Source organism: Cryobacterium levicorallinum, assembly GCF_004402405.1.
Taxonomy (GTDB): Bacteria; Actinomycetota; Actinomycetes; order Actinomycetales; family Microbacteriaceae; genus Cryobacterium; species Cryobacterium levicorallinum.
In genome coordinates, this window is sequence record NZ_SOFE01000001.1 from 216,667 (window position 1) to 229,677 (window position 13,011).

A 13,011-nucleotide genomic window follows, 5' to 3' on the forward strand; every position below is an offset into this window, starting at 1 on the left:
TTACACAATGGAAAATCCTCACGACCGGGCTGAACGAGCCCAACGGCTACGACGAAGCTGCGCTGGCGCGATAGTCGGCGAGTTGGCGCGGCCCGAAGGCATCCGGCAGCACCTCGTCGATGGTTTTGACGCCGGAGACCGTTTCGAGCAGCATGCCCGGCGCGGAGTGTTCGTAGAGCAACTGGCGGCAGCGGCCGCACGGCATGAGGATGCCGCCATTTCCGTCGACACAGGTGAACGCGACGAGCTGGCCGCCACCACTGAGGTGCAGCGCGGAGACCAGGCCGCACTCCGCGCAGAGGGTGAGGCCGTAGGAGGCATTCTCCACGTTGCATCCGCTGATCACTCGCCCGTCATCGACGAGCGCCGCGACGCCGACCGGAAACTTCGAGTACGGCACATAAGCTGTGGCCATAGCGGCGAGGGCTTGCGCGCGCAGCAGCGGCCAGTCGATGCTCACATCACTCACTTGATGTACGGCTTTCCGTCAGCGGCGGGTGCCCTTGAGCGGCCGACGAACCCGGCAACGGCGAAGATCGTCACGACGTAGGGCAGCATGAGCATGAATTCGCTCGGTACCGGCGAGCCGATGATGCCCAGTACGTTCTGCAGGTTCGTCGCGAATCCGAACAGAAGCGCTGCGAGGGTCGCCTTGATCGGATGCCACTGGCCGAAGATCACCGCGGCGAGGGCGATGAAGCCCATGCCGTTGGTCATCTCCTTGTTGAACGCACCGACCGCGCCGAGGGTGAAGTACGCCCCGCCGAAGCCCGAGATGACACCGCCGAGGGTGACGGCAATGAAGCGAGTGCGGTTGACGTTGATGCCAACCGTATCGGCGGCCTGTGGATGTTCACCCACGGCGCGCACGCGCAGGCCCCACTTGGTGCGAAACAGGGCAAAGAACACGAGCGCGACCGCAACGTACATGGCGTAGACGATGATGGTCTGGCGAAACAGCACCGGGCCAATGATGGGGATTTCGCTGAGCAACGGAATGTTCAGCCGGGGAAAGACGTCCGGTGAGTTGAGGGTGGCGCTGGGTGCGAGCACCTGCGAGTACAAAAAGCTGGTGAGCCCGATCACGAGAACGTTGAGCACGACACCGACGATGACCTGGTCGACGAGGTACTTGAGCGCGAACCCGGCCAGCACCATGGAGACGAGCGCCCCAGCCACCATCGCCGCAAGCAGGCCGAGGTAGGGGTTCCCCGTGGCGGATGCGACGACCGCGGAGCTGAAGGCTCCGGCCAGGAGCTGCGCCTCGATGGCCACATTGACGACGCCGGCGCGTTCGGACAGCACCCCGCCGAGGGCACCGAAGATGAGTGGGGCGCTCAGGGTGACCGTTCCAATCAGCAGTCCGGGCACCGGAATGGTCGAACCCGATGCCGCCCAGGCCAGAAAGCCCACCAGGAATAGCAACGCGAACAGGATGGTCAAAACGATCGGGATCTTGGTGTGACGATAGACCAGCCAGGCCGACGCCACAGCCATGAGCACGAGCGCGATGGCCACGAACACTCCGGTAGCCAAGGTTGGCAGGGCCACCTCTGGCAATTGGATCAGGTCGCGCGCTTCCGAGAGGCGGAACGTGCTCAGCTCACCGCGCTGGCCGCGTCCGAGGAACACGAACAGGATCAGCGACAGCGCGGCAAATCCGCCGAAGGTGATCGGAATCTTCCAGCTGCGAATCTGCGCCGTCAGCTTCACGATCGGGGCCGAAGCCGGAGTGGGGGTCTGTGTGATCGTGCTCATTTCGCCACCACCTCGTTGGTCTTGCGAATCCTGGGTTTCTTGGTGGTGCCCGGTGTCGGAAGGTGGAACATGGCACGCACCAGCGGCGGCGCGGCGATGAACAGCACGATCAGCGCCTGCACGACGACGACGATGTCGATTGGCACACCCTCAGCCGCCTGCATGGCGAACCCGCCGGCCTTGAACGCACCAAAGAGAATGCCGGCGGCGAAGATACCCCAGGGCTTTGAACGACCGAGCAGGGCGACGGTGATGGCGTCGAAGCCGATGCCGGCGTCGATTCCGGAACTGAAGCCCGTGGTCAGGGTCCCCAGCACCTGGTTGACGCCGGCCAGGCCGACGAGCGCTCCCGAGATGGCCATGGCGTAGAAGTAGACGTTCTTCACGTTGATGCCGGCGACCCTGGCTGCGCCGGGGTTCTGCCCGACGGCACGAAACTGAAACCCGAGGTTTGAGCGGCTGAGTAGCCACCAGACGAAGATGGTGGCCGCGATGACGGTGAGAAAACCGGCGTGCAGGTTGTAGCGCGGCCCGAACAGATCGGGGAACACCGCGGTCGCTGCCATGGCCGGTGTCTTCGGGTTGTTACTGCCAGGCGCCTGCAGCGCACCGGGGGTGCGCAGCAGGAACTGAATCAGGTACAGCGCGACGAAGTTGAGCATGATCGTGACGATCACCTCGTGGGCACCGGTACGAGCCTTGAGCAAGCCCACGATGCCGCCCCAGATAGCCCCACCAAGCAGGCCGGCCAGAACGGCGACGATCAAGTGGATACCGGCTGGCAGCTCAACCGCGAAAGCGACCCAGCCAGCGGCCCCAGCGGCGATGAGCATCTGCCCACGACCACCGATGTTAAACATGCCCACGCGAAAAGCGAGCCCCACACCGAGCCCGGCCGCGATCAGCGGCGTCGCAAAGGTGAGTGTCTCGGTCAGCGGGCGAATCGCGGTGAGAAAGCTGCTCGCCCGGAAGTTGTAGATTGCCCCCTGGAACAGCGCGGAATAGGCGCCCGCGACGGAGTCCCAGACAGCCTGCAGCAGGTCGGTCGGTCGGGAGAAGAAATATCCGGCCGTCTCCTGCACGCGTTCGTTGGTGAACGCGATCAGAATCGCCCCAACCACGAGAGCGACGAGGACGGCCAGTACAGAGATCATGGCGCTGCCGCCGGTGATGTCGCGCAGGGTTTGGTTCCAGCGCTCGGACCCATCCTTCCTTCCCTCGCCGGACCCGGGAGCGACCGGAGCCGCCGGTACGGTGGCGTCGCTCACAGCGCGCCCTCCATCTCCGGAGCGTGCTCGCCGGCCATCATGAGGCCGAGCGTGGCGCGGGGGGTGTTGCCTGGCACGATTCCAACGATCTCTCCTCGATACATCACCGCGATGCGGTCTGCGAGAGCGACGACCTCGTCGAGCTCGGTGGATACCACGATGACCGGAATTCCGGAGTCGCGAGTTTCGATAATGCGGGTGTGCACGAATTCGATCGAACCCACGTCAAGACCGCGGGTCGGCTGGGCCGCAACGAACAAACGCAGATCACGGCTCAGTTCACGAGCGAGCACGACCTTCTGCTGGTTACCACCCGAGAGCCGTCCGGCCTCCATATCGCTGCCCTGCGATCGAATGTCGAACTCCGCAATTTTCTCGGCGGCGAACCTCGCTCGAAACCCCAGCTGCAGGTTGCCCGCCTTCACGAACGGCGCTCCGGAGCTGCGGTCGAGCATGAGATTCTCGGCGATGCTGAAGTCGGCGATGAGGCCGTCTTCGGTGCGGTCTTCGGGCACGAAACCGACTCCGGAATCGAGGATGTGCCGCACGCTGTAGCCGCGCAACGGCTTGCCGTCGAGTTGGATCGACCCGGTGACGTGCTGCTGTAGTCCAAGCAGCGCTTCGGTGAGTTCGGTTTGGCCGTTGCCTTGGACGCCGGCGATGGCAAGTACTTCACCAGCCTGGACGTCGAAGCTCACGTTGTTGACGACGATCTGGTTGCGGGCATCGATCACCGAGAGGTTTTTCACCGACAGGGCGGTTCCACGCAACTCTGGCGCGTTCTTGTGTACGGTCAACTCGACAGCGCGCCCGACCATGAGCGAGGCCAACTCCGCGTTAGTCGCGGCCGGCGACGCCTCACCGACGACGGTTCCCAAGCGGATGACCGTGATACGGTCCGCGACGGCGCGCACCTCCCGCAGTTTGTGCGTGATGAACACGATCGAGGTGCCAGACTCGGCGAGCTGGCGCATGATGGTCATGAGCTCATCGGTCTCCTGCGGGGTGAGCACCGCCGTCGGTTCGTCGAACACCAGCACCTTGGCGTCCTGGGACAGTGCCTTGATGATCTCGACGCGCTGCTGCACGCCGACCGGCAGGTCTTCAATGACGGCATCCGGGTCGATGTCGAAGCCGAACCGGTCAGAGATCTCCCGCACCTTGGCTCGGGCCGCACTGAGGTCGAGGCGGCCGCCGAAGGTGGTCTGTTCGTGGCCGAGAACGACATTCTCAGCAACGGTGAACACCGGAACGAGCATGAAATGCTGGTGCACCATACCGATCCCGGCTTTCATGGCGTCGCCCGGCCCGGCGAATTTCTGCACCACGTTATCGAGCAGGACCTCGCCCTCTTCGGCGACGTACAGGCCATACAGCACGTTCATGAGCGTGGACTTACCAGCGCCGTTCTCGCCCAGGAGGGCATGAATTTCACCCGACTCGACGACGAGCGAAATGTTGTTGTTGGCGACCAGCGCACCAAAGCGCTTTGTGATGCCTCGAAGTTCGAGCTTCATTGATCCTGAATTCCTGGGTCGAGCGCGACGGGGGAAAAGCGCGGGGGAACTGAAATGGGGAGGCCGACAATCCGGCCTCCCCAGGTCACTACAGCGTATTACTGCTTCGGCGAGGAAGGCGATTCGACCGTGATCGAACCGTCGATGATTCCTGCTCTGATGGCGTCGAGCTCGTCGGCCAGGGTCGCGGGGACCTTGGATTCGAAGTCGTGGAACGAGGCAATGCCCACGCCGTCGTTGTCCAGAGTTCCGATGTACGGGGTGGCGTCGAAGGTGTCGTCGGCCGCGCCGGAAACGACGTCGAAGACGCTGACCTTGATCCCCTTGAGGATGCTGGTGAGGAACAGGCTCTTGTTCGTCGCGTCGGTCTCATAGAGGTCAGCGTCAACGCCCAACATGGCGATGTCCTTGCCCGAGCTCTTGATCGCTTCAATCGCGCTCAAAAAGATCGGTCCACCAACGGGCAGCAGCACGTCGGCATTCTGGTCGATGAGGCCTTGCGCATTGGCAAGCGATTCGACGCCGGCGGCGAAGCCACCCGTGAAAGAACCGGTCTGCGAGGCGACGTCCCAGCCGATGGTCTTGACGGAGGTGCCGTTCTGCTCGTTGTAGTACGCAACGCCGTCAGCGAAGCCATCCATGAAGATGGTGACGGTCGGAAATTGCATTCCGCCGTAGGTTCCAACGACGCCGGTCTTGCTGTAGCCGGCTGCCGCATAGCCGGCCATGAAGGCGGCCGGGGCGGTGTCGAAGATGATCGGCTTGATGTTCGGGGCGTCGACCTTGCCGTCGAAGTCGAGGTCGGCATCATTGTCAATGATGGCGAAGTTGACTTCGGGGTTAGCCAAGGCAGACTCAACGGTCGCCGCGGCGAGGTTGAATCCGACGGTCACGATGAGGTTGCAGCCCTGGTCGACAAGGTTCTGCACGTTGGACTGGTAGTCGGTCTCGGACGTTGACTCCACGGTTTTCGGCGTCACACTGAGTTCGGCCGCAGCCTCAGTGAGGCCCTCGAAGCCGAGCTGGTTGAACGACTTGTCGTCGAATCCACCGGCGTCCGACACCATGCAGGGCAGAAAGTCGCTCGCGGCGGCGGAGCTGGTGTCGTCGGTCGTTGCGGGTGCCTGAGCACAAGCGGCGAGCATCGCCACGGTACCGAACATTGCAAGACCGGCAAGTACGGTCTTACGGGTCGAAATTGTCAAGATGACCTCCAGGGTGCTGCCCAGCGAGATCGCACGGGCGTGGTGCGATCCACGTTACCCAATGAGACGCTGCGCAGATGAGCATTGTGCGTGCGCGACCGAGTCGTTACCAAGCCGCGACATTGGCGAAACAAATTTTCCCTATTGGGGTGAACTGGGGCCGGTCACTGTGATGATCCCCGCTATAATCGCGGCACGAATCTGTTCGAGTTCGTCCACCAATTCGGCTGAGACCAGGGCGGACTGATCGTGGAAATCGGCGATCTCGACGCCGCCGTTCTTGAGCGTGCCGACGAAGGCCTCGTTGTCAAAGCTGCCCTCGAGGTCAGCCCCGATCGTCTCGACGACCGCCGCTGACGTGTTTTTCAGCACGCTGGTGAGCACGACCGACTGAAACTGGGCCGGCAGGGTGACATACCCGTCGCTGTCGACCCAGATGATCGATACGCCCGGGTTCTCGATGGCAGCGGCCGCCGCGCCCTGGCCGACCTGACCGGCCACCGGCAGAATGATGTCCGCGCCCTGATCGATCAGCGTCTGGGTCAACGACTTGCCCTTGTTCACGTCCTCAAAGTCGCCGGTGAAGGAGCCGTCCTGGGTGTCCTTGTTCCAGCCGAGTACCTCAACCGTCGTCTCGTGCTTGTCGTTGTACATGGCTACACCATCGACGAAACCGTCCATGAACAGCGTGACCGGTGGCTGGTTGCCGCCGCCGAATGTTCCAACCTTGCCGGTTTTGGTGACGCCGGCCGCGAGGTACCCGGCTAGGAACGAGGCCTGGGCGGTATCAAACACGATCGGCTTCACGTTCGGCGCGTCAACGAACTCGTCAACGATCGCAAAGTGCACGTCGGGATTTTTGGTGGCTTCGGCGAGGGTCGCATCGGCGAGCTCGAAACCGACGGTGAGCACGAACTGGCATCCGGTCGCTACGGCCTGGCTCACGTTCGGTGCGAGGTCGGTCTCCGCCGTCGACACGATCGCGTCGGTGTCAATGTTGTACTTCGTCGCCGCTTCCTGCAGCCCCTCCCAGGTGGACTGGTTGAAGGAGCGGTCGTCGAGACCGCCCGAGTTTGTGACCATGCGCGCGCAGTACTCCGGCTCCGTCACATCCGGTGTCGCGGTCGGTGTCGGTGCGGGCGCGCAGCCGACCAGCAGCACAGCGGATGACACGAGGGCAAAAACGGCAATCAAGCGGCGCATAGACACTTCCTCTAGCATGAACTGGAATTCTAGTCAGGTTGGGCCTAGAGCACGTCGCTCGAACCCGACAGCTTGAGCGCGTCGACGACCGCCTTGACCTTCTGGGCATTGGCACTCGTCGTCACCAGCAGGGCGTCGGGGGTGTCGACGACGACGATGTCCTCGACGCCGATCAGCGCGATCATGCGCCCGGTGTGGCTGACCACGATGCCGCTCGACGAGTCGGCGAGCACCCGGGCACCCTCACCCAGGATGGCGAGGTTGGCTTTGCGTCCGCCGGAGTGCAGCTTGGCGATCGAGGCGAAGTCGCCCACGTCGTCCCAGTCGAACTGGCCGGGAATGACGACGAGTTTGCCGGCGGCGGCGGCGGGTTCGGCCACCGAGTAGTCGATGGCGATCTTCTTCAGGCGTGGCCAGACCTGGTCGACGACGGCGCCGCGGGCCGGTGTGTCCCAGGCCTCGGCGAGTTGTATGAGGCCGGCGTGCAGTTCCGGCTCTGCCGCTTCGATTTCCGCGAGCAACCGGTCGGCGCGGGCAATGAAGATGCCGGCGTTCCAGAGGTAGTTGCCGTCGGCGAGATAGCCTTCGGCGATATAGGGGCTGGGCTTCTCCACGAAGGAGTCGACGGCGAGAGCGGTCGACGCACCTTCAATATCGAGCGAGGCTGCGCTCTTGATATAGCCGAAGCCGATTGCAGCCTCGGTCGGCTGAATGCCGATGGTGACGATGTAACCGGCGTCCGCCGCGGCGACAGCCTCGGTCACAGCCGACCGGAACTGGGCATCGCCCTTGATGACGTGGTCAGCCGGAAACGACCCGATGATGACGCCGGGTTCGCGCAGCTGCAAAATCGCGGCCGCGAGGCCGATCGCAGCGGTCGAGTCGCGCGGTTCGCTCTCCAGCACAACATTCGGGTCGGTCAGTTCGGGCAGCTGCAGCTCGACGGCGGCGCGGTGGGCGCGCCCGGTGACGACCATGATGCGCTGCTCCGTGGAGAGCGGAACGAGGCGATCCCAGGTATCGCGCAGCAGGGTATGACCGGAACCGGTGAGGTCATGCAGAAATTTCGGGGCATCCGCTCGTGACAGCGGCCAAAGCCGGGAACCGATGCCGCCGGCGGGGATCACGCTGTACAGGCGATCGAGGGGCTCACTGGACGTAATCATCGCCCCAGACTATCGCTGAGGTCGCTACGACTGTTCACCCACCGGCCACCCGACGGCAACGCCCGCGGCCTACTTTCGAACCATGCGGATCGCAGTCATCAGCGAAAGTTTCCTCCCCACCATCAGCGGGGTGACCACGAGCGTCTGCAAGGTGCTCGAGCACCTCGCGGCCACCGGGCACGAGGCTATGGTGATCGCACCCTACGGCGCCCCGGCGGAATACGCGGGCTTTCCCGTGCACACCGTTTCAGCGCTCAACTACCGCCAGTTTCCGGTCGGTATCCCCAGTCCCCAGGTGCAGAAACTGCTCGCCGATTTTCGGCCGGACGTGCTGCACGCGGCCTCCCCCTTTCTGCTCGGAGCACAGGGCATCAGCGCCGCGAATCGGCTCGACATTCCCTCGGTCGCGATTTTTCAAACGGATGTCGCCGGTTACGCCCACCGCAATCACCTCGGCCCGGCCACCGCGCTCGCCTGGCGCTTCGTGAAGTGGGTGCACGAGGGCGCCACTCGAACTTTGGTGCCGTCGTCGTCGTCGATGGCCGCCCTGCTGCGGCTCGGCGTACCACGCCTGGCGATGTGGACCCGTGGCGTTGACCTCAACGGGTTCCACCCGAACGTCAAGAACGACCCGGCCGTCGCGGCGCTGCGCGAACGCATTTCGCCAACGCCCCCCATCGGCGCACGGCGCGACGTGATCGTCGGCTACGTCGGTCGGATGGCTCCGGAGAAACAGGTCGAGCGGTTGCGCGCCCTGCGCGGGCTGCCGGGCATCCGTTTGGCGCTGGTCGGTGACGGGCCGAGCGTACCGTCTATAGGTCGAGCGCTGGCCGGCATGTCCGTGACCTGGCTGGGCCGGCTCTCGGGCGCAGAGCTGGCCGTTGCCTACGCGAGCTTCGACCTGTTCGTGCATGCCGGTACCGAAGAGACCTTCGGGCAAACCATCCAAGAGGCCCACGCCGCCGGGCTGCCGGTGGTCGCGCCCTACGCCGGTGGGCCGATCGACCTGGTCGCCCACGGAGAAAACGGCTACCTGTTTCGGCCGGACGACGACCGGGACCTGAGACACTGGGTATCTCAGCTGGTCGGCGACCCGGCGCTGCGGGCGCGCATGGGGGAAGCCGGGCGCCGCGCCGTGCTCGGACGCTCCTGGCCGACGGTCTGCGCGGACCTGGTCGATTACTACGAACAAGCCATTGACGAGCGTCGTGCGGTGCGGGCCCACACGCATGTACCCCCGTCTATGCAGCGTTAGGGTAACCTAACCGGCACGATGTGGCGGCGCACTTGTAGACTAACGCTATGTGCTCACAGCACATTCTCGGTCTCACTAAAGAGCCATAATTCAGCCAGGGAGGGTTGTTCATGCCACAGAAGGCAGGAACCCTAGATTCTCAGCAGAAGACGACATCACGTCGCCCCGCCGGCACCCTGTATCGGGGTAACACGGGCATGTGGTCTTGGGTCTTACACCGCATCACCGGTGTCGCGATCTTCTTCTTTCTGCTCGTCCATATTCTCGACACGGCACTCGTGCGGGTCAGCCCCGAAGCGTACAACGCGGTCATCGGGCAGTACCAGACGCCGATCATGGGTCTCGGTGAGGTCGCACTCGTCGGCGCCATCGTGTTCCACGCCTTCAACGGGCTGCGCATCATTCTGATCGACTTCTGGAACGCCAAGTACCAGCGCGTACTGTTCTACGTCGTCATCGGCCTGTGGGTCGTCACCATGCTGGCCTTCGTGCCGCGCCACCTCATCAACGTGTTCAGCCACTAGGGGGCGATCGACATGACTTCAACAATCGAAGCTCCCCGCAGCCCGTACACCCGTTCTACCAGGAAGAGCGGCGTCAACTGGGAAAAGTGGGGCTGGATCTACATGCGCGTTTCCGGCGTCGTGCTGGTCGTGCTCATCTTCGGCCACCTGTTCGTCAACCTCATGATCGGTGAGGGCGTCAGCGCCCTGAACTTCGCGTTCGTCGCCGGTAAACTGACCAACCCGTTCTGGATGGTCTGGGACATCATCATGCTGTGGCTCGCCCTAATTCACGGCGGCAACGGCATGCGCACCCTCGTCAATGACTACGCGACGTCACGGATCAGCCGCGGCATCCTGAAAGTCGCGATCCTGGTCAGTGTTGTTTCGCTGATCGTGCTGGGCACCCTCGTGGTGTTCACCTTCGATCCCTGCCCCGCCGGTGCGCCTGCCGACCTCGTGGCCTCGTTCTGTAAGTCCCTATAGGAGCTGCACACAAAAAAATGACATCCTCCACAGCACCCGCCGGCGCAAACCCGGAGTCCACCGTCGTAGACGGTGTGCACTACCACCAGCACGACATCGTCATTGTGGGAGCGGGTGGAGCTGGCATGCGCGCCGCCATCGAAGCCGGCCCCCATGCCAGCACGGCTGTCATCTCCAAGCTCTACCCGACGCGTTCGCACACCGGTGCGGCCCAGGGCGGCATGGCCGCGGCGCTGGCCAACGTCGAGGAAGACAACTGGGAATGGCACACCTTCGACACGATCAAGGGTGGCGACTACCTGGTTGACCAGGATGCCGCCGAGATCCTGGCCAAGGAAGCCATCGACGCGGTCATCGACCTCGAGAACATGGGCCTGCCGTTCAACCGCACCCCAGAGGGCAAGATCGACCAGCGGCGTTTCGGTGGCCACACCCGCGACCACGGCAAGAGCCCGGTGCGCCGGGCCTGCTACGCCGCGGACCGCACCGGCCACATGATTCTGCAGACGCTGTACCAGAACTGCGTCAAGCGCGGCATCAACTTCTTCAACGAGTACTACGTGCTGGACCTCGTCATGACCAACGTCGACGGCGTCGACCAGCCGTCGGCCGTGGTCGCCCTCGACCTGTCGAGCGGCGAGCTGCACGTGTTCCAGGGCAAGGCGTTCATTTTCGCCACCGGTGGTTTCGGAAAGATCTACAAAACCACCTCGAACGCCCACACCCTCACCGGTGACGGCGTCGGTATCGTCTGGCGCAAGGGCCTGCCGCTGGAGGACATGGAGTTCTTCCAGTTCCACCCGACCGGCCTGGCCGGGCTGGGCATCCTCCTTACCGAGGGCGCCCGCGGTGAGGGAGCAATCCTCCGCAACGCCTCCGGTGAACGCTTCATGGAACGCTACGCGCCGACCATCAAGGACCTCGCCCCGCGTGACATCGTCTCACGCTGTATGCTCAAGGAGGTCGCGGAGGGTCGCGGTGCCGGTCCGGAGAAGGACTACCTCTACCTGGATTGCACCCACCTCGGCAAGGAACTGCTCGAGACCAAGCTGCCCGACATCACCGAGTTCGCCCGCACGTACCTCGGCGTCGACCCGGTCACCGAGCCTGTCCCGGTCATGCCGACCGCGCACTACGCGATGGGCGGCATCCCGACCAATGTGAAGGCCGAAGTCTGGCGCAACAACGAGGTCGTCGTCCCCGGGCTGTACGCCGCCGGCGAATGCGCCTGCGTCTCGGTGCACGGCTCCAACCGCCTCGGCACCAACTCGCTGCTAGACATCAACGTGTTCGGCAAGCGCGCCGGTATCAATGCGGTCGAGTATGTGAAGACGGCGTCATTCGTTCCGCTGCCGACAGACCCGGCCGGGGAAGTGCGCGAACTGCTGGAAGGCATCCGTTCATCGACCGGAACCGAACGCATCGCCGTGCTGCGCAAGATTCTGCAGGAGGAGATGGACAAGAAGGCTCAGGTGTTCCGCACCGACGAGTCCCTGGCCGAGGTCACCGAGACCATCCACCTGCTGCGTCAGCGCTACAAGAACATCGGTGTGCAGGACAAGGGCCGCCGCTTCAATACCGACCTGCTCGAGGCCGTCGAACTCGGCTTTCTGCTCGACCTGGCCGAAGTTGTCGTCTATTCCGCCCGCAACCGCAAGGAAAGCCGCGGCGGCCACCAGCGTGAAGATTACCTCGTTCGCGATGACGAGAATTATCTGAAGCACACCATGGCGTACCTCAAGGGTGACGCGATGTCGGCGGACGCCGCCGACCACATCAAACTCGACTGGAAACCGGTTGTCATCACCCGTTACCAGCCGATGGAGAGGAAGTACTAGTGAGTACCGCCACGATCGACAACAAGCCCATCGTTCCCGAAGAGATCAAGTCGTTCACCGCCACGATAATCGTGCGTCGGTTCAACCCCGAGGTCGACGACGAACCGCACTGGCAGGACTTCGACGTGCAGCTCTACCCGACCGACCGGGTGCTCGACGCGCTGCATAAGATCAAGTGGGAGCAGGATGGTTCACTGACCTTCCGTCGTTCCTGCGCGCACGGGGTCTGCGGTTCGGATGCGATGCGCATCAACGGCCGCAACCGCCTGGCCTGCAAGACGCTCATGAAGGACCTCGACGTCACGAAGCCGATCTACGTGGAGGCCATCAAGGGCCTTCCGCTGGAGAAGGACCTCATCGTTGACATGGAGCCGTTCTTCGCGTCGTTCAAAGAGGTGCAGCCGTTCCTCATGAACAGCGTCACCCCGGTCAAGGGCAAGGAACGCATTCAGACCGTCGCCCAGCGCGCGCGCTTCGACGACACGACGAAATGTATTCTCTGCGCCGCCTGCACCTCGGCCTGCCCGGTGTTCTGGACCGACGGCCAGTACTTCGGCCCAGCCGCCATCGTGAACGCCCACCGCTTCATCTTCGATTCGCGGGACGATGGCGCCCAGGTGCGCCTCGACATCCTCAATGACAAAGAGGGCGTGTGGCGTTGCCGCACGACCTTCAACTGCACGGATGCCTGCCCTCGCGGCATCCAGGTGACCCAGGCTATCGCCGAGGTCAAGCAGGCCATCATGCGCGGCAAGGCTTAACTGCCTTCTTATAGGAAAGACACCCCCGTCACTTCGACGGGGGTGTCTTTG

12 protein-coding genes are annotated in these 13,011 nt (G+C 63.6%); 5 read left to right on the forward strand and 7 right to left on the reverse strand.

Going from position 1 to position 13,011, the window contains the following annotated elements; genetic code table 11:
* Positions 1-46 precede the first annotated feature (46 nt).
* The 7 genes from E3O11_RS01030 to E3O11_RS01060 all read right to left on the reverse strand — a co-directional run bounded on the left by E3O11_RS01030 (position 47) and on the right by E3O11_RS01060 (position 8,117).
* A complete protein-coding gene (locus E3O11_RS01030; protein ID WP_092448981.1) occupies positions 47-460 on the reverse strand; it encodes a cytidine deaminase in 414 nt (137 codons plus the stop codon).
* Positions 461-465: 5 nt separating this feature from the next.
* Complete coding sequence (locus E3O11_RS01035; RefSeq protein WP_092448914.1) at positions 466-1,758, reverse strand: ABC transporter permease; 1,293 nt, start codon at positions 1,756-1,758, stop codon at positions 466-468.
* On the reverse strand, positions 1,755-3,026 hold the full coding sequence (locus E3O11_RS01040) for an ABC transporter permease (protein ID WP_233195452.1): 1,272 nt from the start codon (positions 3,024-3,026) through the stop codon (positions 1,755-1,757). The genes E3O11_RS01035 and E3O11_RS01040 overlap by 4 nt, the downstream gene beginning before the upstream one ends.
* On the reverse strand, positions 3,023-4,543 hold the full coding sequence (locus E3O11_RS01045) for an ABC transporter ATP-binding protein (RefSeq protein ID WP_092448915.1): 1,521 nt from the start codon (positions 4,541-4,543) through the stop codon (positions 3,023-3,025). The genes E3O11_RS01040 and E3O11_RS01045 overlap by 4 nt, the downstream gene beginning before the upstream one ends.
* 98 nt (positions 4,544-4,641) lie before the next feature.
* Positions 4,642-5,748: a BMP family lipoprotein gene (locus E3O11_RS01050; protein ID WP_092448916.1), complete on the reverse strand. Its 1,107-nt coding sequence runs from the start codon at positions 5,746-5,748 to the stop codon at positions 4,642-4,644.
* 141 nt (positions 5,749-5,889) lie between these two features.
* Complete coding sequence (locus E3O11_RS01055; RefSeq protein WP_092448917.1) at positions 5,890-6,951, reverse strand: BMP family lipoprotein; 1,062 nt, start codon at positions 6,949-6,951, stop codon at positions 5,890-5,892.
* Positions 6,952-6,995: 44 nt separating this feature from the next.
* Complete coding sequence (locus tag E3O11_RS01060; protein WP_092448918.1) at positions 6,996-8,117, reverse strand: mannose-1-phosphate guanylyltransferase; 1,122 nt, start codon at positions 8,115-8,117, stop codon at positions 6,996-6,998.
* An 82-nt stretch (positions 8,118-8,199) separates the two neighbouring features.
* On the opposite strand from E3O11_RS01060, the gene E3O11_RS01065 reads away from it, so the two are divergent.
* The 5 genes from E3O11_RS01065 (at position 8,200) to E3O11_RS01085 (ending at position 12,960) form a co-directional block, all read left to right on the forward strand.
* The gene (locus E3O11_RS01065) at positions 8,200-9,372 is read left to right on the forward strand and encodes a glycosyltransferase family 4 protein (protein WP_092448919.1); all 1,173 of its coding nucleotides are present in this window, start codon (positions 8,200-8,202) and stop codon (positions 9,370-9,372) included.
* A gap of 110 nt (positions 9,373-9,482) precedes the next feature.
* On the forward strand, positions 9,483-9,896 hold the full coding sequence (gene sdhC / locus E3O11_RS01070; RefSeq protein ID WP_092448920.1) for a succinate dehydrogenase, cytochrome b556 subunit: 414 nt from the start codon (positions 9,483-9,485) through the stop codon (positions 9,894-9,896).
* Between the two features lie 12 nt (positions 9,897-9,908).
* Complete coding sequence (locus tag E3O11_RS01075) at positions 9,909-10,361, forward strand: succinate dehydrogenase hydrophobic membrane anchor subunit (RefSeq protein WP_092448921.1); 453 nt, start codon at positions 9,909-9,911, stop codon at positions 10,359-10,361.
* 17 nt (positions 10,362-10,378) lie between these two features.
* Positions 10,379-12,199 (forward strand): succinate dehydrogenase flavoprotein subunit, encoded by a 1,821-nt coding sequence (sdhA, locus tag E3O11_RS01080; RefSeq protein ID WP_092448922.1) that lies wholly within the window; start codon positions 10,379-10,381, stop codon positions 12,197-12,199.
* Positions 12,199-12,960, forward strand: coding sequence for a succinate dehydrogenase iron-sulfur subunit (locus E3O11_RS01085; protein WP_092448923.1), 762 nt, complete (start codon positions 12,199-12,201; stop codon positions 12,958-12,960). Before sdhA ends, E3O11_RS01085 begins: the two co-directional genes overlap by 1 nt.
* Positions 12,961-13,011 lie beyond the last annotated feature (51 nt).